This is a genomic window from Azotobacter chroococcum (assembly GCF_004339665.1).
Taxonomy (GTDB): Bacteria; Pseudomonadota; Gammaproteobacteria; order Pseudomonadales; family Pseudomonadaceae; genus Azotobacter; species Azotobacter chroococcum.
The window spans coordinates 83,158-104,206 of sequence record NZ_SMMU01000005.1 but is presented as its reverse complement, the minus strand read 5'-3'; the positions used below and the strand labels follow the sequence as shown (position 1 = coordinate 104,206).

Genomic DNA, 21,049 nt, shown 5'->3' with positions numbered 1-21,049 from the left:
AGATTGAATCCGAACGGATTGTTTCGGGGCCGTGTCGAACCGGCGGCGCCACGGGCGAAGGCCCGGCCGCTTCGCAAATCCCGTTCAGACGCTACACTTCCTCCCCCCTTTCGGTTCGCGATCCGCCCCCACCGTTTCTCTGAAGGACCCGCATGCCCAGCCTGAACCGCATCATCCTGATCAACACCCACCTCCAGGGCGTGGTGGAACTGGTCGTCGACGACCACACCAACATCTGCGGCACCAACGCCTCCGGCAAGACCACCCTGCAGCGGCTGGTGCCGGTGTTCTACGGCGAATACCCGAGCCGCGTGGTGCCGGCCACCCGCGACAGCTTCGAGCGCTGGTACCTGCCTACCGAGCAGAGCTTCATCGTCTACGAATACCGGCGCATGGACGGCCAGCTCTGCCAGGCGGTGCTGGCCGCCGCCAGCGACGGCAGGGGGGTGGCCTACCGCCTGGTGCAGAAGGGCTTCGAGCTGGACGACTACGTGAAGAGCCGTCAGGGCGACGCCATCGCCTGCCTGAGCATGGAGGAGCTGGGACGGCGCTTCCGGCAGGCCGGCGTCAATACCACCCGGCTGATCAACACCACCCAGTTCCGCGCCATCGTCCAGAACGACCGCAGCCTGCTCGCCGCCGACGGCCAGCGCGCCGAGCTGCGCGGCTGGGCCCGGCAGTTCTCGCTCTGCGACCCCGAGCATTCCCTGCGCCATATCGAGAAGCTGGCGCGTGCCGTGCATTCCCGGGAGGGCAAGATGGAGACCATCAAATCGATGGTCGCCGCCATCCTCGAGGAGGACGGCGTCAGCCCGCCGGCCACCCACCTCAACCTGCAGCGGGTCGAGGACTGGATTCGCGACAGCCGCCTGATCCAGGGCTTCAACGCCATCCGCCCGGAGTTCGAGCGCCTGGAGCGCGAGTACCAGGACCTTCTCGGCGGCGAGCTGCGTCTGGCCGGCCTGTTGCTCGGCTACAAGGCCGACGAGCCGCGCCTGTTCCAGGCCCAGGAAGAGACCGAGGCATCGATCGAACGGAGCGGCTTCCAGCTCCGCCAACTGGAGGAGCGCTGGAAGGACCGGCGCGACGTACTCAACCTGGAGCTGTCCGCCGCCCGCGGCGACATCGGTCGCATCGAGGACGAGCTGGAGCAGATCGAGCGGCAGTACCAGGATTACCTGGAGGCCGACATCGAGCAGGCCAAGGCCGATCTCGAGCAGGTGGGCGCCTGGCGCGACGAGATGGCCAACCTCGATGCCCGCCACCGCTTGTTCACCAGCCAGCACCAGGACGTCGAGCGCGACTGGCTGGAGCGCCAGCAGGCGATCAAGGACCAGCGCGAGGCGGCGCTGGAGCAACTGCGCGGCCAGGAGGAAGCCCTGCGCGAGGAGCGCGACGAGCGCAAGGCCCGCCAGGACGAGGCGCTGCATGCCCTCGAGAGCGCTTTCGTCGCTCGCCGCCAGGAGGGGCTGGAGGACTTCAGCCGCCGCGAGTACGAGCGCAGGCTCGAACGCGATCGCCTCGACCAGCAGAGCCGGAGCCTCGGCTACAGCGAGGAGGAGAACCTCGCCCTGGCGATCCTCGACCGCCGCCTGGAAGAGGCCGACGAGAGGGTCGAGGCCGCCGAGGCCCAGGTTCGCCAGCTGGAGATCCAGGAGCGCGGCCTGCGCGCCCGCCGCGAGGAGGCCCATGGCGCCTTCACGCTGGGTGCACGGCGGCAGGTCGAGCGCCAGGAGCGGCTCGACGAGACCGAGCTGATGCTCTACCCCGGCCAGCACACCCTGCTGGAGTTCCTGCGCCGCGAGCAGCCGGGCTGGGAGAGCCGGCTCGGCAAGGTCATCCATCCGGAACTGCTCAAGCGCGCCGACCTCAAGCCGGCGTTGGCCGGCGACGGCGAAGGCAGCTTGTTCGGCGTGCATCTGGACCTGGCCGCCCTCGAAGTCCCCGACTACGCCGCCAGCGAGGCCGAGCTGCGCCAGCGCCTGCAACTCGCCCAGGACGCCCTGCAGGACGCCGGGAACCAGCAGAAGGAGGCCGAGGCCCGGCTGGTCGAGGCCAACGACGCTCTGGAGGCGTTGCAGCGGCAACTGGTGGTGGCGCGCAGCGAGGCGCAGAACCGCCGCGACGACCGCCAGCGTCTCAAGGAGGAGCGCCGCGCCCAGAAGGATCGGCTGGACGCCGCGGTGGCCGAGCGGCGCAGCCAGGCGCGCCGGCAACTGGTCGAGCTGGATGGCGCGCTCAAGCAACTGGCCGCCGAGCGCGACGCCTGGCTGGCCGGACTGAAAAGCCGCTACGGCGAGGAACGCCTGGAAACCTCGGCGCACTGGCAGCAGGTGCTCGGCAGCCTGGACAACCAGATCCGCCAGCTCAAGGCCGCCGCCGAGGCGCGCCGCGCCGGCGCCCAGGCCGAGCTGGACGAGTGCGAGCGCTGGTACAGGGCCGAGCTGAAGTCGCGCGGCGTCGACGAGAACGCCATCGTCGAGCTCAAGCGCCAGATGAAGACGCTCGGCGAGCGGATCGTCCGCACCGAGCAGCGCCGCGCCGAGGTGCTGCGCTACGACGAGTGGTACCGGCACAGCTGGCTGGTACGCAAACCCAAGCTACAGGGCCAGTTGGGCGACAGCCGCGACTTGGCCGCCGACCTCGAACAGCGGCTGGGCAGCGCCAGCGCCGCCTACAAGGCCGAGCGCGGCCAGTTGGAGGAGCTCCGCCAGCAGGCCCTGCAGCTCAAGGGGCAGCTCGACGAGGCGCTGGGTCGCGTCAAGGTACTGCTGCGTCGCCTGGGCGAACTGAAGCTGCCGCGCGAGGGCAGCCTCGCCGAGGGCGAGCTGGACGAGCGCCTGCGCCTCGGCGAGGAGCTGCTGCAGGCCCGAGAGCGGCAGCTCGCCGCCATCAAGGCGCACGTCGAGCGCTTCGACGGCCTGATCGCCGGGCAGTCCGGTTCCGGCCTGGCGGAAACCTGGGAGCGCAGCCGCGCCGAATGCACCCAGGCCGGCGAGCGCGGCATCCCGGGCCTCGACTACCGCCGCCTGGTGCCGCACCTGGCGGAACTGCTCAACACCCTGGTGCCGCAGAAGGTCGCCGTGCTGCGCGATCTGGGCAAGAACTTCGGCATCGAGCTCAACCACTACTACGAGGTGCTCGCCGACATCGACCGCAAGATCGACACGCAGAGCGCGCGGATCACCCGCGAGGTCAGCGAGGAGCTGTTCCTCGACGGCGTCTCCGACTCGGCGGTGCGCATCCGTTCGCGGATCGGCGAGCTGGAGTTCTGGCCGGAGCTCAAGGCTTTCATCAAGGCCTTCCGCACCTGGCGCGAGGACGGCTACAGCGAACTGCCCGGCGAGGACTACACCGCCAGCATGCGCCGGACGCTGGACATCATCGGCCGCTCGGCACTCGGCGGCGGCATCGCCGGGCTGCTGGAGATCGAGCTGCGCCTGCGCGAGGGCAACAGCGACCTGGTGATCCGCACCGACCGCCAGCTCAACGAGTCGTCGAGCCACGGCATGGCCTACCTGATCCTCTGCAAGTTCCTGCTGGCCTTCACCCGCCTGTTGCGCGGTGCGGCGCCGGCCGTCGTCCACTGGCCGATCGACGAGCTGGGTACCCTGCACCACAACAACGTGAAGAAGATCTTCGAGGCCTGCAGCAACAACAACATCCGCATCCTCGGCGCCTTCCCCAACCCGGACTCCGAGGTGCTGTCGCTGTTCGCCAATCGCTACATCGTCAACAAGCAGACCCGCCAGCTGCAGGTGGTCAAGCCGCGCCTGGATGTCATCGCCGAGCGTCTGAAGAACCTGAAGAACGGGGAGGTGGCGTAAATGCTCTCGACCAGAGGACAAGTGATCGAACGCCTGCTCAGGGGCGAGTTCATCTGCCGTACCAGCGATGAGGACGCCTGGCGCTTCCTGAAGACGCCGGCCAACCGCGAGCAGGTCGACGACTACCTGGCCACCCTCAACCGCATGGTCGCCGCCGTCGGCGGCTCCGGCGAGGGCGACGTGTTTTTCTGCGCCTACCGGCAGCTCGGCGAGGACGAGCGCGGAGTGCTCGGCCAGCAGTTCCGCGACGTCTGCGCCGCGCTCTCCCCGCTGGTGGAGTGGCTGGTGCTGGTCCAGGAGGCCGGCGCCCAGGATGCGCCGCTCACCGAGGGCAGCGCGCTGCGCCTCAACGAGCTGCAGAGCATCGTCGAGGACACCCCGGCGTTCCGCGAGCAGCTGGCGCGGATCAGCCACTACCGGCTGTTCGGCTCGACCAGCGCCAGCGTCGACGGGCAGATCAAGCAGGTGTTCAAGAAGCTCTGCGAGCTGGGCTACCTGGTGCGTCCCAACCCGGACAAGCAGATCTACCTGGGCACCGGCAAGCTCGACTACCTGTACGAGGTGATCCGCTTCATCGACGAAAGCGAGGGTCTCGACCTCGAGGGCCGCGCGGAAGGCGCCGGCCAGGGCTCGCTACTATGAGCGGCAACCTGCACCAGGCCGGGGTGCGCTTCCTGCGCCTGCTGGGCCGGCATGCGGAGCCGATCATGGACGCCTACCTGTCCGGCTCGGTGGCGGATCAGGCGCTGGAACCGGCGGTCGAGGAGCGCCTGGTCAAGGACGGCATCCTCTACCGGCCCGAGCCCGGCGCCGACCTGCACCTGCGCCGGGCGGTGCGCGCGCTGCTGGAGGAGGCCCTGCGCGACGACCGCAACCGGCAGATCGACGCCAACACCGGCTCCGCCCTGGCCACCTTCAAGACCCTCGCCGCCCACTACAAGGAGGCGCGCCACCAGGGCGACTACGCGGCCGCCGACGCCTACCTGGGCGAGCTGCGCGAGCACGTCTACGCCTTCGGCGAGACCCTCGGCCACGGCATCCGCGTGCTGTGGAGCCGGATCAACAACGAATTCGGCTATGTCGGCACCCTCAATGCCAAGATCCGCGAGAACGAGCTGGCCCAGTCCCAGGTCAGCGAGCTGCTCGCCGGGCTGGAGCTGATCAGCTTCGAGGAACTGGCCGAAACCGCCGGCGATCTGCGCGAGCTGCGCCGTCTCCTGGTCACCAGCCTGCAACGCACGGTCAGCGCCTGTTCCCAGGAGCTGAGCGTCGTCCAGGGCCGTCTGCTCGAGCTGCTCGGCCGCTTCCGGCAGATCCGCGGCCGCACCCGCCTGCTCAAGGGCTGGCTGCTGCACATGGAGCAGCAGCCCGACTATCGGGTGGGCAACCACGCCGCCCAGCCGCAGGTGCCGCAGTTGTTCAACCAGGCCCCGGCGATCCTCGCCGCGGCCGCGGCGGACGTCCACAACCCGCTGCAGGAGGCGGTCCTGCTCGCCCTGGTGGCCCAGGCGCGCAGCCTGCAGCCGGCCGAGCGCCTGAGCCAGGCGCCGGGCGAGGCCGGCGAATTCGTGCTCGGCGCGGCGGAAGACTTCGAGGTCGTCGCCAACCCCATCCGCGTGGCCGTCGAGGCCTACTTCTGCCGGGTCATCGACAGCGGCGAGCGGCTCTCGGCCCTGGAGTACCGGGCGCAGCACGACCTGCCGTGGGAGGCGGAAAGCTGGCTGTACCAGGTGATCGGCGGCTACGAGGGACTGCCGGAGGAGCAGAAGGAATGCTTCGAACTGGCACCAGACGGAGAGCATCATTCCCTATACTCGGGTAACTTCATCATCAGGGACGTGAAACTATGTCTGATACTTTGACGCTCAAACACCGCAATGCCATCCATAAGTTCCTGCGTGAGCGCGGCGAAAGGGTTGCATTGAACGCGACTTGGCAGCGGATTCACCGCGACCTTGAGGTCGGCGCGGTCCGTGAGAATGGCAAGTTGCTTCACTTCAGTGCTCAAGAGCGAGATGCATTGCGCCAACTGGCCGAGCAGAACTGGGGATTCGACTTGCTTGTTGAAGCAGTGCCCTCAGGCAGCCGGGCTCAGGTCGCAGCGGTCAGTCGTGACGAAAAGATTGCCCGCCAACGCCCCGACGATGGCTTTGTGTTGGTCAAGGGCACTCTGCCCACACCGCTGCCTGCCTTGTCGCCCAGTCTCAGCCTGCGTATGCCTCTGGACAGTCTGGACTGCTCCGTCATCGCCCAGCTGGTAATCGAGAACCTCGACAGTTTCGACGACTGGGAGCACTACCAGGCCCCGAGCGAGCTGGCTGGCAGTTTGGTCATCTACCGTGGCCACGGTGGTTTGGCACGCGGTACGCGCCAGTTGCTCGGCAGCTTGCCGCCCAGTATCCGCGTCACCGTCTTTGCGGATTACGACCCGGCCGGCCTGAGCATCGCTGCCAGCCTGCCGCGTGCCGATATCCTTCTGCTGCCGGAACTGGACGAGCATCTTCTGGAGAAAGGTAGCCGCGAACACTTCGCCCGCCAATCCCGGCAGTCCGCTCATCTGGAAGGTATCGAACTGGGCGGCTGGCAAGGCGTGTGGGAGGAGATGAAGGCGCATCAGGTCAGCATCAAGCAGCAGCACATGCTGGCGCTCGGCACTGTCCTGCGGCAGGTGCCACGTCGCTGAGTCGCAAAGGTTTTCACCTCGACCATCGAAAGGTCTCGCCGCTTCGCTTGGGGGAGTAGACTGGGGCTCCCCTGGCTGCTCCTTCCCGTGCATGCAACTTCTCTACACCATCCTGATCATGCTGCTGGTCGTCGGCGGCACGCGCATCACTGCGCAGTTCGTCCCCATTCCGCTGCCGCTCATCCAGATCGCCATCGGCGCGCTGCTGGCGATGCCGGCGCTGGGCCTGCACGTGCGGCTCGATCCCGAGCTGTTCCTGCTGCTGTTCATTCCGCCCCTGCTGTTCGTCGACGGCTGGCGGATGCCCAAGGGCCAGTTCTGGCGGCTGCGCACGCCGATCCTGCTGCTGGCCTTCGGCCTGGTGCTGTTCACCGTGCTCGGCGCCGGCTGGCTGATCCATCTGCTCCTGCCGCAGGTTCCCCTGGCGGCGGCCTTCGCCCTGGCGGCGGTGCTGTCGCCCACCGACGCCGTGGCGGTTTCGGCGATCGTCCATGGCCGCCTGCCGCGCACGCTGATGAACATCCTCCAGGGCGAGGCGCTGATGAACGACGCCTCCGGCCTGGTGGCCTTCAAGTTCGCCGTGGCCGCCGCACTGACCGGGGCCTTCTCGCCCGCCGAGGCCGGCCTGGAGTTCGTCCTGGTGGCGATCGGCGGGCTGGCGGTCGGGGTCGCGCTGAGCTATGCGCTGGGGCGCTTTCGCGCCTGGATGATCGGCCTCGGCTGGGAGGAGCCGGCGCCACACGTGATGTTCATGCTGCTGCTGCCCTTCGCCGCCTATGTGGCGGCCGAGCACCTGGGCGTCTCCGGGATTCTCTCGGCGGTGGCGGCGGGCATGATGCAGAGCCGCCTCGACCTGCTGCCGCGGCAGACCACCACGCGGCTGCTCAACCGCAGCGTCTGGGCGCTGCTGGAGTTCACCTTCAACGGCCTGATCTTCCTGCTCCTCGGCCTGCAACTGCCGGACATCGTCAAGGCCTCGATCGGGGAGGGCGAACTGTTCTGGACCAGTGCCGGACAGCTGGCGCTCTACGTGGGCCAGGTGTACCTGGCGCTGATCCTGCTGCGCTTCGTCTGGACCTGGCTCTACTGGCTGGTGTCCGGCGCGCTGCGCCGCTGGCGCGGCCTGCCCAGCGGCTTCGCCGGGCAGTCGTCGCTGCGCCTGGCGGCGCTGCTTACCCTGAGCGGGGTGCGCGGCGCGGTGACCCTGGCCGGCGTGCTGTCGCTGCCGTTGCTGCTGGGCAATGGCGAGGCCTTTCCGCAGCGCGACCTGCTGATCTTCATCGCCGCCGGGGTGATCCTGCTGTCGCTGCTGGTCGCCACCCTCGGTCTGCCGCTGCTGCTGCGCGGCCTGCCGGCGGACAACCAGGAGGCGCGCGAGCAGGAGTTGCGGCGCAACCGGGCGAAGACCGTCGAGGCGGCGATCCGCGCCCTGGAGGCGCAGAGCGACGAGCCCGGCCTGAGTCCCGAGGGCATGGCCCTGGCGACCGAGGTCAAGGCCAAGATCATGGCCGAATACCGTCAGCAGCTGGAGCGCGAGGACTCCGGGGAAGGGCGGGCGCGTCTGCGCCAGATGGATGCGCTGGAGCAGCGCCTGCGTCTGCAGGCGCTGCGCTCCCAGCGTCTGGAGTTGTACCGCCTGCGGCATCGCAATCAGGTCGACGACGACCTGCTCGGCGAGATCCTGCGCGAGCTGGACATCAGCGAGGCGCGGCTGCACCGCGGCTGAGGGGAGGGCGGAGCGCCGGGGGCGCGCCGCTTGCAGGGTTCAGCCGGCGCGGACGAAGTCGCGGATGCGCTCGGCGGCTTCCACGCATTCGGCCAGCGGCGCGACCAGGGCCATGCGCACGCGGTTGGCGCCGGGGTTGAGGTCGCCCACGCTGCGCGACAGGTAGCTGCCCGGCACCACGGTCACGTGCTCGCGGGCGAACAGCTCGCGGGTGAAGCTCTGGTCGTCCACCGGCGTGCGCGGCCACAGGTAGAAGCTGCCGTCCGGGCGCTGCACGTCGAGCACCGGCTGCAGGAGGCCGAGCACCGCGTCGAACTTTTCGCGGTACAGCACACGGTTGGCGCGCACGTGGACCTCGTCGTTCCAGGCGGCGATGCTGGCCAGCTGGGTCGGTACCGGCATGGCACAGCCGTGGTAGGTGCGGTAGAGCAGGAAGCTCTTGAGGATCTCGGCGTCGCCGGCGACGAAGCCCGAACGCAGGCCCGGCAGGTTGGAGCGCTTGGACAGGCTGTGGAACACCACGCAGCGGCGGAAATCGCTGCGCCCCAGCTCGGCGCAGGCGGTGAGCAGGCCGGGCGGCGGGTTCTGCTCGTCGAAGTACAGTTCGCTGTAGCACTCGTCGGCGGCGATCACGAAGTCGTGCTCGTCGGCCAGGGCGATCAGCTTCTTCAGCGTTTCCAGCGGCACCAGGGCGCCGGTCGGGTTGCCCGGCGAGCAGAGGAACAGCAGCTCGCAGCGCTGCCAGACCTCGCTTGGCACCGCGTCGAAGTCGGGGTTGAAACCGTTCTCCGGAAGGCACGGCAGGTAGTGCGGGGTGGCGCCGGCAAGCAGGGCTGCGCCCTCGTAGATCTGGTAGAAGGGGTTGGGGCTGACTACCAGGCCATTGCTTTCGCGGTTCACCACGGTCTGGGTGAAGGCGAATAATGCTTCGCGGGTGCCGTTGACCGGCAGCACGTGGCGTGCCGGGTCCAGCCAGCCGGCCGGCACCCGGAAGCGCCGCTCGCACCACTGGGCGACGGCCTCGCGCAGCGCCGGCAGGCCGAGGGTGGTGGGGTAGACCGACAGCTGTTCGAGGCTAGCGCTCAGGGCCTCGGCGACGAAGCTCGGCGAGCGGTGCTTGGGCTCGCCGATGGACAGGGCGATGGCCTTCTTGGCCGGCGGCTGCACGCCGGCGAGCAGCGCGCGGAGCTTCTCGAAGGGATAGGGTTGCAGCAGGTTCAGGGCGTCGTTCATGGGGCTTTCCTGGTGAGCGCAGGCGGTAGGCCGTCCGGCGCTGGGGACGGGCCGCCCTGTTCAAGGTTCAGATGCTGATCCGGCTCGGCTGGATGTGGCTGTCGCCGTCCGCCAACTGCTCGACGATCGCCAGCTGCAGGCGGGCGCAGAGTTCCGGATCGGACAGCGGCTGGTGGTGCGCATCGGTGACGAAGAACACGTCCTCGACCCGCTCGCCGAGGGTGGCGATCTTGGCATTCTGCAGCGACAGGTCGAAGTCCAGGAAGATCTTGCCGATCCGCGCCAGCAGGCCGGGGCGGTCCGGGGCGATGATCTCGAGGATGGTCACCGGACGCAGCGCGTCGTTGTGGATGGTGACCTGCGGTGCGAAGGCGAAGTGCTTGAGCTGGCGAGGCACTCGGCGCTGGATGATGGTCGGGTAGTCGGCCGGATTGCGCAGGGCTTCCACCAGCCCGCCGCGGATCTCCTGGATGCGCATCGGGTTTTCGCCGATCGAGCCGCCGTCGGCGTCGAGCACGATGTAGGTGTCGAGGGTGAACTGGCTGGTCGAGGTGATGATGCGGGCGTCGTGGATGCTCAGGTTGAGCTGGTCCATGGCGGCCACGGTCACGGCGAAGAAGTCGTGCTGGTCCGGCGCGTAGATGAAGATCTGGGTGGCGCCCTCGAACTCGCGCTGGGTGGTCTCCTTGATCAGCACCAGCGGCCCGGCGCTGTCGGGGTGCTGGAGGATCGCCTCGGTGTGCCAGGCGATGTCGCTGGAGGTGTGGCGCAGGAAATAGTCGTCGCCCAGTTGCGACCACAGCTGCTCGGCATCGTCGGGGTCGGTGCCGCTGCGCACCAGGATGTCCAGCGCGGCGTTCTGCGTCTGGAGGATCTGCTCCTCGCGGCCGACCGGATGTTCCAGGCCGCGGCGCAGGGCGTGCTTGGTCTCGGTGTAGAGCTGGCGCAGCAGACTGGCCCGCCAGGAGTTCCAGAGCGTCGGGTTGGTCGCGTTGATGTCCGCCACGGTGAGCACGTAGAGGTAGTCCAGGTAGGTCTGGTCGCGGACCTTCTGGGCGAAGTCGAAGATCACCTGCGGGTCGGAGAGGTCCTTGCGCTGGGCGGTGGTGGACATCAGCAGGTGGTTGCGCACCAGCCAGACGATCAGCTGGGTGTCCCAGCCCGGCAGCTGGTGGCGCTGGCAGAAGGCCAGGGCGTCGGCGGCGCCGAGCTCCGAGTGGTCGCCGCCGCGGCCCTTGCCGATGTCGTGATAGAGGCCGGCCAGGTAGACCAGTTCGGGCTTGGGCAGCTTCTCGATCAGCTTGCTGGCCAGCGGGTATTTCTCCGCCAGCTCTGGCCAGAAGAGTTTGCGCAGGTGCTTGATCAGGTGCAGGGTGTGGGCATCGACCGTATAGATGTGGAACAGGTCGTGCTGCATCTGGCCAACGATATGGCCGAACTCCGGCAGGTAGCGGCCGAGGATGCCGTAGCGGTTCATCCGCCGCAGGTTGCGGTGGATGCCCTGGCTGCTCTTGAACAGCTCGATGAACAGACCGGTGTTGTGGGGATCGCGGCGGAAGGCGTCGTCGATCAGGTAGCGGTGGTCGCGCAGCAGGCGGATGGTGTCGGCGCGCACGCCCTTGATTTCCGGATGCCGGGCCAGCAGCACGAAGATTTCCAGGAGGGCGGAGGGGGCTTCCTCGAAGACGCTCCCCCGGGTGACCTCCAGATAGCCGTCGCGCACCTGGAAGCGCTCGTTCAGCGGCTCGACCCGGCCGGCGGCGTCGCCGGCCAGGATGACTTCCTCGAAGTGCTGGAAGACCAGTTCGGTCAGCTCGGCGATGCCCATCACCACCCGGTAGTACTTCTGCATGAAGCGCTCGACCGCCAGCTTGACGTTGCTGTCCTCGTAGCCGAGCAGCCCGGCGATCTGCCGCTGCAGATCGAACAGCAGGCGGTCCTCGGCGCGCCCGGCGAGCATGTGCAGGGCGTAGCGCACCTTCCAGAGAAATTCCTGGGATTCGGCGAGCAGGGTGTATTCGCTTTCCAGCAGGAAGCCCTGGTCGACCATGGCGTGCAGGTTGAGGGTGCCGAACTGGCGGCGGGCGATCCAGAGGATGGTCTGGATGTCGCGCAGGCCGCCGGGCGAGCCCTTGACGTTGGGCTCGAGGTTGTATTCGGTGTCGTTGTAGCGGGCGTGGCGGGCCTTCTGTTCGGCGCGCTTGGCGAGGAAGAAGGCCCGGCTCGGCCACATCTGCTGCGCGCGGGTGACTTCCTGCATGCGCTGGCGCAGGTGCTCGGGGCCGGCGATGATCCGGCTTTCCATCAGGTTGGTGATCACCGTCAGGTCGGCCTGTGCTTCCTCGGCGCATTCGGCCAGCGAGCGCACGCTCTGCCCGACCTCCAGGCCGATGTCCCAGAGCAGGGTGAGAAAGCCCTCGATCGAGTCGCGGAAGACCTCGTGGTCGGCGCCGTCCATCAGGATCAGCAGGTCGATGTCCGAGCAGGGGTGCAGCTCGCCGCGGCCGTAGCCACCGACGGCGATCAGGGCGATGTCGGCGTCCTCGCTCCAGTCGAAACGGCTCCAGGCCAGGGCGAGGATCTGGTCGACGAACCAGGCGCGATCCTCGATCAGCCGGCGGATGTCGCGGCCCTCCCGGAAGCGTGCGTCGAGCACCTCCCGGGCACGCCGCAGCGCCTTCTTGAAGGCGGCGATGGGGCTGGACTTGAGGGCCAGTTCGGCCTGGAACTGCCCGGGGTCGAACAACTCGGGGTCCACCTGCGGCATGGCGTCACCTGTCTACTACGGTCGGATGTTCATGGGCCGGCGCGAGTCAGCGCGGGGTGCGGGCGATGGTGTCGTCGCGGCGCAGGGTGAGGACCTCGTAGCCGTCGGCGGTGACCAGCAGGGTGTGCTCCCACTGGGCGGAGAGCTTGCGGTCCTTGGTGATGGCGGTCCAGCCGTCGCCCAGCAGGCGGGTTTCCGCGCGGCCCTGGTTGATCATCGGCTCGATGGTGAAGGTCATGCCTTCCTTGAGTTCGAGACCGGTGCCGGCGCGGCCGTAGTGGAGCACCTGGGGCTCCTCGTGGAACACTGCACCGATGCCGTGCCCGCAGTACTCGCGGACCACCGAGAAACCGTTCTTCTCGGCGTGCTTCTGGATCGCCTCGCCGATGTCGCCTAGGTGGGCGCCCGGGCGCACCAGTTCGATGCCCTTGTACAGGCATTCCTGGGTCACCTGGCACAGGCGCTTCGCCCACTCCGGGGTGTTGCCGACCAGGAACATCATGCTGGTGTCGCCGTGATAGCCGTCCTTGATCACAGTGATGTCGAGGTTGACGATGTCACCGTCCTTCAGTGGCTTGTCGTTGGGAATGCCGTGGCAGACCACATGGTTGACCGAGGTGCAGATCGACTTGGGAAAGCCCTTGTAGTTGAGCGGGGCGGGAATGGCGTGCTGCACGTTGACGATATGGTCGTGACAGATGCGGTCCAGTTCCTCGGTGGTGACGCCCGGCTTGACGTGCTCGCCGATCATTTCCAGCACCTCGGCGGCCAGGCGGCCGGCCACGCGCATTTTTTCGATTTCCTCGGGCGTCTTGATGGTGACGGTCATGCAGATTCTCTCTCGGCGCCCGGGGCGCGGGCCTTCGTTCGGAAAGGCGCGATGATAAACCAAATCGAGCGGGCGCCGCGCGGCGAGCAGGGTCGGTAGCCTGTGCCCGGCTTTTGTGCTATAAAACGCGCCGCTCGGCGGGCCCGTCGTTCGCGAGCACTAACCCCACACACGTATCGGCACGGTATCCTGGGTGCCCGCAAGGGTTGGATATCGGGATGCGTGGAGGCCTAACCCGACTCGATCGAGGAATTGAAATGTCCCAAGTCAATATGCGCGACATGCTGAAGGCTGGCTGCCACTTCGGCCACCAGACCCGTTACTGGAACCCGAAGATGGGCAAGTACATCTTCGGCGCGCGCAACAAGATCCACATCATCAATCTGGAAAAGACCCTGCCGATGTTCAACGAAGCCCTGCGCTTCGTCGAGAAGCTGGCAGTGGGCAAGAACAAGATCCTGTTCGTCGGCACCAAGCGTTCCGCCGGCAAGCTGGTCCGTGAAGAGGCCGCCCGTTGCGGCATGCCTTACGTCGACCACCGCTGGCTGGGCGGCATGCTGACCAACTACAAGACCATTCGCGCCTCCATCAAGCGCCTGCGCGAGCTGGAAGTCCAGTCCCAGGACGGCACCTTCGCCAAGCTGACCAAGAAAGAGGCGCTGATGCGCACTCGCGATCTGGAGAAGCTGGAGCGCAGCCTGGGCGGCATCAAGGAGATGGGCGGTCTGCCGGACGCGATGTTCGTGATCGACGTCGACCACGAGCGCATTGCCATTACCGAAGCCAACAAGCTGGGCATTCCGGTCATAGGCGTGGTCGATACCAACAGCAGCCCCGAGGGCGTGGACTACATCATCCCGGGCAACGACGACGCCATCCGTGCCGTGCACCTGTACCTGAGCGCCGTGGCCGATGCCGTGCTGAACGGCCGTCAGAACGCCAGCACCGGCGACGAGTTCGTCGAGGAAGTCGCTGCCTCCGAGGCCTCGGAAGGCTAAGCGCGGGACGCCAGGCGGTACCCGCTGCGCAAGAAGGGGGCTAGGCCCCCTTTTTGCCACCTTCATATCTGAAGATCGGAAACGCCCGATCCCGCGGGCGGAATGGTTGAAAACCTATTCAAGAGGATTGCGAACATGGCAGAGATTACTGCGGCGCTGGTCAAGGAACTGCGCGAACGTACCGGCCAGGGCATGATGGATTGCAAGAAGGCCCTGACTGCCGCTGGTGGCGACATCGAGAAGGCTATCGACGACATGCGCGCCGCCGGTGCGATCAAGGCGGCCAAGAAGGCCGGCAACATTGCCGCCGAAGGCTCCATCGCGGTCAAGCTGTCCGATGACAGCAAGGCGGCCGTGATCATCGAGATCAACTCCCAGACCGACTTCCTGGCCCTGCAGGACGACTTCAAGGCCTTCGTGGCCGAGAGCCTCGAGAAGGCCTTCGCCGACAAGCTGACCGAAGCCGCTCCGCTGATCGCGGCCCAGGAGTCGGCACGCGAGGCCTTGGTGGCCAAGTGCGGCGAGAACGTCAACATCCGCCGTCTGACCCGGGTCGAGGGCGACGTGGTGGGCGCCTACCTGCACGGTCACCGCATCGGCGTTCTGGTCACCCTGAAGGGCGGCAGCACCGAGCTGGCTAAGGAAATCGCCATGCATGTGGCGGCCAGCAACCCGCAGTTCCTGAACCCGTCCCAGGTTTCCGAGGAAGCGATCGCCAAGGAAAAGGAAATCTTCCTGGCCCTGAACGCCGACAAGATCGCCGGCAAGCCGGAAAACATCGTCGAGAACATGGTCAAGGGGCGTATCAACAAGTTCCTCGCCGAGGCCAGTCTGGTCGAGCAGCCGTTCGTCAAGGACCCGGAAGTCAAGGTCGGCGATCTGGCCAAGAAGGCCGGGGCCGAGATCGTTTCCTTCGTCCGCTACGAAGTGGGTGAGGGCATTGAGAAGGTGGAAGTCGACTTCGCTGCCGAAGTGGCTGCCCAGCTGGCTGCCAGCAAGCAATAAGACGGCTTCGATTCCGTCGTCCCGACAAGAGGCTGCCCGCTCGCGCGTGCAGCCTCTTTGTCGACTGGCGGCCTGCGGTTTGCCGGCCCGGCACCGGGCGGCCCAGAGGCTGGGGTGCAGCGTGACAATGTGTCACTGCTGTCGCGATGCCGGATCGACCGCTACAACCAATTTGCAGGCAGCCGGGTGATGCAGCCGCTTCGCCAGGTTGATCGGCCGCCGGCCGGTGCCGTTCCCGGCACAGCGCAACGGCAGGCCGCGTGCCTGTTTCGACTGATATAGATAGAGCCGCAGGAGAGATACGCAATGGCCCAGCAGGTGAGTGGTCGTCAACCTCGCTATAAACGCATTCTGCTCAAGCTCAGCGGCGAAGCTTTGATGGGCTCCGAGGAGTTCGGCATCGACCCCAAGGTGCTGGACCGCATGGCGCTGGAGGTCGGTCAGCTGGTCGGCATCGGCGTACAGGTCGGTCTGGTGATCGGTGGTGGCAACCTGTTCCGCGGCGCCGCATTGTCCGCTGCCGGCATGGACCGGGTCACGGGCGACCATATGGGCATGCTGGCCACGGTGATGAACGCCCTGGCCATGCGCGATGCCCTGGAGCGCTCCAACATCCCGGCGACCGTCATGTCGGCTATCTCCATGGTCGGTGTGACCGATCACTATGACCGGCGCAAGGCCATGCGTCATCTGGTTTCCGGCGAGGTGGTGATCTTCGCCGCGGGAACCGGTAACCCCTTCTTCACCACGGACTCCGCGGCCTGCCTGCGGGCCATCGAGGTCGATGCCGACCTGGTGCTCAAGGCCACCAAGGTGGACGGCGTCTATACGGCCGATCCCTTCAAGGACCCGAATGCCGAGAAGTTCGAGTACCTGACCTACGACGAGGTGCTGGATCGCAAGCTGGGCGTGATGGACCTGACCGCCATTTGTCTGTGTCGCGATCACAAGATGCCGCTGCGCGTCTTCAATATGAACAAACCGGGTGCCCTGCTGAACATCGTGGTCGGCGGTGCCGAAGGAACCCTGATCGAGGAAAGCAAGCATGATCAATGAGATCAAGAAGGACGCGCAGGCGCGCATGAAGAAGAGCCTGGAGTCCCTGGAGCACGCCTTCGCCAAGATTCGCACCGGTCGCGCCCATCCGAGCATCCTGGACAGCGTCATGGTTTCCTACTATGGGGCCGACACGCCGTTGCGCCAGGTGGCCAACGTGGTCGCCGAGGATGCTCGCACCCTGGCGCTGACCGTGTTCGACAGGAGCATGATCCAGGCGGTGGAGAAGGCCATCATGACCTCCGATCTGGGTCTCAATCCGGCGACCGCCGGTACCACCATCCGCGTGCCGATGCCGGCGCTGACCGAGGAAACCCGCAAGGGCTACACCAAGCAGGCGCGTGCCGAAGCGGAAAATGCCCGGGTCGCGGTGCGCAACATCCGTCGCGATGCCCTGGCCCAGCTCAAGGACCTGGTCAAGGAGAAGGAAATCAGCGAGGACGACGAGCGTCGCGCGGCCGATGAGGTGCAGAAGCTCACCGACAAGGCCATCGCCGAGGTCGACAAGGCGCTGGAGGCCAAGGAGGCCGATCTCATGGCCGTGTAACGACGGCCGTTACGGGAATTTTCATGGACAAATTCAAGACCGCTGCTCCTGCCGTGGTGCCGCGTCATGTGGCCATCATCATGGATGGCAACAACCGCTGGGCGAAGAAGCGCCTGCTGCCCGGCATCGCCGGGCACAAGGCGGGGGTCGACGCGGTGCGGGCGGTGATTGAGGTGTGCGTCGAGGCGGGGGTCGAGGTGCTGACCCTGTTCGCCTTTTCCAGCGAGAACTGGCAGCGCCCGGCTGCCGAGGTCGGTGCCTTGATGGAGCTGTTCCTGGCGGCCCTGCGCCGCGAGGCGAGAAGGCTCAGCGAGAACGGCATCTGCCTGCGCATCATCGGCGATCGCTCGCGCTTCAGTCCGGAACTGCAGGCCGCCATGCGCGAGGCCGAGCTGCAGACCGCCGGGCAGACGGGGTTGCTCCTGCAGGTCGCCGCCAACTACGGTGGCCAGTGGGACATCGCCCAGGCCGTGCAGCGCTTGGCACGGGAGGTTCAGGCCGGCCATCTGCGCCCGGACGACATCAGTCCGCAGCTCCTGCAAAGCTGCCTGACGACCGGTGATCAGCCGCTGCCGGACCTGTGCATTCGTACCGGTGGGGATCATCGCATCAGCAACTTCCTGCTCTGGCAGCTGGCCTATGCCGAGCTGTATTTCACCGATCTGTACTGGCCGGACTTCAAGCAGGAGGCCATGCGTCAGGCATTGGCCGACTTCGCTTCCCGTCAGCGCCGCTTTGGCAAGACCAGCGAACAGGTGGAAGCAGAGGCGCGGACCTGATGCTCAAGCAACGAATCCTCACTGCGCTGGTGCTGCTACCCCTCGCCCTGGCCGGCTTCTTCCTGCTCGAGGGCGGGGTCTTCGCGCTGTTCATCGGGGCGGTCGTCACCCTGGGCGGCTGGGAGTGGGCGCGGCTTGCCGGCTTCGCCGGGCAGCCGGCCCGCGTGGGCTTCGCCGCGGCGCTCGCGGCTCTGCTCGTGCTGCTCTACTGGCTGCCGATGCTGGCGGCCGGGGTCATGCTGCTCGGCGTTCTCTGGTGGCTGCTGGCCGTGCCGCTGGTCCTGAGCTATCCGCAGAGCAGTCATCGCTGGGAAGGAACGGGCCGCCGGCTGGCGATCGGCCTGCTGATTCTCCTGCCGGCCTGGCAGGGCCTGCTGCTGCTCAAACAGTGGCCGCTGGGCAATCAGCTGATTCTGGCGGTGATGGTGCTGGTCTGGGCCGCGGATATCGGCGCCTATTTCGTCGGCCGGGCCTTCGGCCGGCGCAAGCTGGCGCCGCAAGTCAGTCCCGGCAAGAGCTGGGAAGGGGTGGCTGGCGGCCTGCTGGCCTGCCTGCTGGTCGCCGTGGTTGTCGGGCTGGTCCGTGGCTGGTCGGCGGGCGAGTTCGCGCTGGCGCTCGCCGGCACCGTTCTGGTGGTGTTGATCTCGGTGGTCGGCGACCTGACCGAGAGCATGTTCAAGCGCCAGGCCGGTCTCAAGGACAGCAGCCATCTGCTGCCCGGGCATGGCGGTGTGCTGGATCGCATCGACAGCCTGACGGCAGCCATTCCGATGTTCGTCGTCATGCTCTGGATCGCCGGTTGGGGGGCATCTTGAATCCGCAACAGATAACCGTGCTGGGTGCCACCGGCTCCATCGGCCTGAGCACCCTGGACGTGATCGCCCGTCATCCCGAGCGTTACCGGGCCTTCGCGCTGACGGGATTCACCCGCCTGGACGAGCTGAAAGCTCTTTGCCTGCGCTTTCGTCCCCGTTATGCCGTGGTGCCCGAGTCGGGGGCGGCGCGGCGGCTTGAGGACGAGCTGCACGCTGCCGGTCTGGCTACCCGGGTATTGGCTGGCAGCGAAGGACTTTGCGAGGTGGCGGCCCATCCCGAGGTGGATGCGGTGATGGCGGCCATCGTCGGTGCTGCCGGATTGCGCCCCACGCTGGCGGCGGTAGAGGCGGGCAAGAAGGTCCTGCTGGCCAACAAGGAGGCGCTGGTGATGTCCGGCGCCCTGTTCATGCAGGCGGTGCGGCGCAGCGGCGCGCAGCTGCTACCGATCGACAGCGAGCACAATGCGATCTTTCAGTGCCTGCCCAGCGGCTACAGCCAGGGCCTGGCGGCGGTCGGGGTGCGGCGTATCCTGCTGACCGCCTCCGGCGGACCGTTCCGCGAAACCTCGGCGGCCGCGTTGGCCGAAGTGACGCCCGTGCAGGCCTGCGCCCATCCCAACTGGTCGATGGGGCGGAAGATTTCCGTGGATTCGGCCAGCATGATGAACAAGGGCCTGGAGCTGATCGAGGCCTGCTGGCTGTTCGATGCGCGTCCCGCGCAGGTCGAGGTGGTGGTCCATCCGCAGAGCGTGATCCATTCGCTGGTCGATTATGTCGATGGCTCGGTGCTGGCGCAGCTGGGCAATCCGGATATGCGCACGCCGATCGCCCACGCCCTGGCCTGGCCCGAACGCATCGATTCCGGGGTCGCCCCCTTGGATCTGTTCGCCATCGCCCGTCTGGACTTCCAGGCACCCGACGAATCGCGCTTTCCCTGCCTGCGTCTGGCCCGGCAGGCGGCCGAGGCCGGCGGCAGTGCGCCGGCCGTGCTCAACGCCGCCAATGAGGTGGCCGTGGCGGCCTTTCTCGACGGGCGTGTCCGCTTTCCGGAAATCGCGAGTATCATCGGGGAGGTCCTGCAGGGCGAGCCGGTCGTCACCATCGATGACCTCGAAGCAGTGCTGCTTGCCGATGGTCAGGCCCGTGCACGGGCCGAGGGCTGGCTGCGGCGTCACAATCGCTGAGCCAGGCCGGTGCCTGACGGGCCCGGCCGGCAGGATCCTTCCGTCGTGCCATGCCGGGGCTGGCCGGTCAGTAACAAAGGTGGCGTATCCTCGCGCGCGGGGATGCACGGGCGCGTAGCGAAGAGGCGAGCCTATCCCTTTCGCCCGGGCGGTGAGGCACGTTCGCCAACCTGTCCTGGCGCCCCTACACCGGGACTTGAGTCCGGCGGCTCGATCGTCGGATCCGGAGGAATGCAATGAGCGCTCTGTACATGATCATCGGCACCCTGGTAGCGCTCGGGGTGCTGGTCACCTTCCACGAGTTCGGCCATTTTTGGGTCGCCCGTCGTTGCGGCGTCAAGGTGCTGCGCTTTTCCATCGGTTTCGGCACGCCTCTGCTGCGCTGGCACGACCGCCAGGGCACCGAGTTCGTGATCGCCGCGGTTCCCCTGGGGGGCTATGTCAAGATGCTCGACGAGCGCGAGGGGGAGGTTCCCTCGGGGCTGCTCGAGCAGACCTTCAATCGTCAGGGCGTCGTCCGGCGCATCGCCATCGTTGCGGCCGGCCCGATTGCCAACTTTCTCCTGGCTTTGCTGTTCTTCTGGCTGCTGGCCTTGCTTGGCAGCCAGCAGCTGCGGCCGGTCATTGGCGCCGTGGAGGCGGGTAGTCCGGCGGCGGCTGCGGGGCTGCAGGCCGGAGAGGAGGTCCTTGCGGTGGACGGCGAGGAGACGGCCGGCTGGGCGGCGGTCAACCTGCAGATGGTGCGTCGCCTGGGCGAGAGCGGGACGCTCGAGATCACCGTGCGCGAGCCGGACTCCAGCGTGAATGCCCAGCGCCAAGTGGTTCTCAAGGACTGGCTGAAGGATGTCGAGGAGCCCGATCCGATTGCCAGTCTCGGGATTCGCCCGTGGCGTCCCGCCTTGGCCCCCGTCTTGGCCCAGCTGGACCCGAAGGGGCCGGCGCAGGCGGCCGGTCTGCAAGGCGGTGACCGCCTGCTGGCGCTCGACGGGCAGGCGCTGGACGACTGGCAGCAGGTGGTCGATCGGGTGCGTGCCCGCCCGGGGGCGCGAGTCATCTTCCTGATCGAGCGGGAGGGGCAGCGAATCGAGCTGCCGGTCGAGCTGGCGGGGCGCGGCGAAGGCGAGGCGCGCAGCGGCTATCTCGGGGCTGGCGTGGAGGCTGCCGAATGGCCTCCGGAAATGCTTCGTGAAGTCCGTCACGGTCCGCTGGAGGCGGTCGGTGAAGCCTTTCGGCGCACCTGGGGTATGAGCGTCCTGACTCTCGATTCCCTGAGGAAAATGCTCTTTGGCGAGCTCTCGGTAAAAAACTTGAGCGGGCCGATAACCATTGCTAAAGTGGCGGGCGCTTCAGCCCAGTCAGGGGTGGGAGACTTTCTGAATTTTCTCGCCTATCTGAGCATAAGCTTGGGGGTGCTCAATTTGCTGCCGATTCCGGTGCTCGATGGCGGCCATCTGCTTTTCTATTTCGTCGAGTGGGCCCGGGGGCGCCCCTTGTCGGAACGAGTCCAGGCTTGGGGAATGCAGATTGGTATCAGCCTTGTCGTTGGGGTCATGCTGCTGGCTCTGGTCAATGACTTGAGTCGCTTGTGACGCCTTGCCGA

16 protein-coding genes are annotated in these 21,049 nt (G+C 67.1%); 13 read left to right on the top strand and 3 right to left on the bottom strand.

Translation table 11 applies throughout. The annotated features are described in order from the left end of the window. Positions 1-152 precede the first annotated feature (152 nt). The 5 genes from EV691_RS06760 to EV691_RS06740 all read left to right on the top strand — a co-directional run bounded on the left by EV691_RS06760 (position 153) and on the right by EV691_RS06740 (position 8,236). The gene (locus EV691_RS06760) at positions 153-3,827 is read left to right on the top strand and encodes an ATP-binding protein (RefSeq protein WP_131301345.1); all 3,675 of its coding nucleotides are present in this window, start codon (positions 153-155) and stop codon (positions 3,825-3,827) included. Further along, a complete protein-coding gene (locus EV691_RS06755) occupies positions 3,828-4,469 on the top strand; it encodes a hypothetical protein (protein ID WP_131301343.1) in 642 nt (213 codons plus the stop codon). Beyond that, on the top strand, positions 4,466-5,689 hold the full coding sequence (locus EV691_RS06750) for a phosphoenolpyruvate carboxylase (protein ID WP_131301341.1): 1,224 nt from the start codon (positions 4,466-4,468) through the stop codon (positions 5,687-5,689). Before EV691_RS06755 ends, EV691_RS06750 begins: the two co-directional genes overlap by 4 nt. Next, a complete protein-coding gene (locus tag EV691_RS06745; RefSeq protein ID WP_131301339.1) occupies positions 5,674-6,510 on the top strand; it encodes a DUF7281 domain-containing protein in 837 nt (278 codons plus the stop codon). Before EV691_RS06750 ends, EV691_RS06745 begins: the two co-directional genes overlap by 16 nt. A gap of 91 nt (positions 6,511-6,601) precedes the next feature. Further along, a complete protein-coding gene (locus EV691_RS06740) occupies positions 6,602-8,236 on the top strand; it encodes a Na+/H+ antiporter (RefSeq protein WP_131301337.1) in 1,635 nt (544 codons plus the stop codon). A 39-nt stretch (positions 8,237-8,275) separates the two neighbouring features. Here the strand turns inward: EV691_RS06740 and dapC are convergent, their stop codons facing one another. The 3 genes from dapC to map form a co-directional block, all read right to left on the bottom strand. Further along, positions 8,276-9,469 carry a succinyldiaminopimelate transaminase gene (gene dapC / locus EV691_RS06735; protein ID WP_131301335.1) on the bottom strand — a complete coding sequence of 398 codons (1,194 nt, stop codon included), beginning with the start codon at positions 9,467-9,469 and terminating at the stop codon, positions 8,276-8,278. A gap of 67 nt (positions 9,470-9,536) precedes the next feature. After that, positions 9,537-12,236 carry a [protein-PII] uridylyltransferase gene (locus EV691_RS06730; RefSeq protein ID WP_131301333.1) on the bottom strand — a complete coding sequence of 900 codons (2,700 nt, stop codon included), beginning with the start codon at positions 12,234-12,236 and terminating at the stop codon, positions 9,537-9,539. Between the two features lie 46 nt (positions 12,237-12,282). Continuing rightward, on the bottom strand, positions 12,283-13,065 hold the full coding sequence (map, locus tag EV691_RS06725) for a type I methionyl aminopeptidase (RefSeq protein ID WP_089168900.1): 783 nt from the start codon (positions 13,063-13,065) through the stop codon (positions 12,283-12,285). Positions 13,066-13,322: 257 nt separating this feature from the next. Here map and rpsB point away from each other — a divergent pair, with 257 nt between their 5' ends. From rpsB to rseP, 8 genes are all read left to right on the top strand, one after another. Then, positions 13,323-14,063 (top strand): 30S ribosomal protein S2, encoded by a 741-nt coding sequence (gene rpsB / locus EV691_RS06720; protein WP_131301331.1) that lies wholly within the window; start codon positions 13,323-13,325, stop codon positions 14,061-14,063. A gap of 135 nt (positions 14,064-14,198) precedes the next feature. Beyond that, the gene (tsf, locus tag EV691_RS06715) at positions 14,199-15,068 is read left to right on the top strand and encodes a translation elongation factor Ts (protein ID WP_131301329.1); all 870 of its coding nucleotides are present in this window, start codon (positions 14,199-14,201) and stop codon (positions 15,066-15,068) included. Between the two features lie 306 nt (positions 15,069-15,374). After that, complete coding sequence (pyrH, locus tag EV691_RS06710) at positions 15,375-16,124, top strand: UMP kinase (protein ID WP_131301327.1); 750 nt, start codon at positions 15,375-15,377, stop codon at positions 16,122-16,124. After that, positions 16,114-16,671 carry a ribosome recycling factor gene (gene frr, locus EV691_RS06705; protein ID WP_039802636.1) on the top strand — a complete coding sequence of 186 codons (558 nt, stop codon included), beginning with the start codon at positions 16,114-16,116 and terminating at the stop codon, positions 16,669-16,671. Before pyrH ends, frr begins: the two co-directional genes overlap by 11 nt. 23 nt (positions 16,672-16,694) lie before the next feature. Then, positions 16,695-17,450: a polyprenyl diphosphate synthase gene (uppS, locus tag EV691_RS06700; protein WP_131301325.1), complete on the top strand. Its 756-nt coding sequence runs from the start codon at positions 16,695-16,697 to the stop codon at positions 17,448-17,450. Beyond that, on the top strand, positions 17,450-18,265 hold the full coding sequence (locus tag EV691_RS06695; protein ID WP_131301324.1) for a phosphatidate cytidylyltransferase: 816 nt from the start codon (positions 17,450-17,452) through the stop codon (positions 18,263-18,265). The genes uppS and EV691_RS06695 overlap by 1 nt, the downstream gene beginning before the upstream one ends. Beyond that, on the top strand, positions 18,259-19,449 hold the full coding sequence (gene ispC, locus EV691_RS06690; protein ID WP_131301479.1) for a 1-deoxy-D-xylulose-5-phosphate reductoisomerase: 1,191 nt from the start codon (positions 18,259-18,261) through the stop codon (positions 19,447-19,449). Before EV691_RS06695 ends, ispC begins: the two co-directional genes overlap by 7 nt. Positions 19,450-19,685: 236 nt before the next feature. After that, the gene (gene rseP, locus EV691_RS06685; RefSeq protein ID WP_131301322.1) at positions 19,686-21,038 is read left to right on the top strand and encodes an RIP metalloprotease RseP; all 1,353 of its coding nucleotides are present in this window, start codon (positions 19,686-19,688) and stop codon (positions 21,036-21,038) included. Positions 21,039-21,049: the final 11 nt, after the last annotated feature.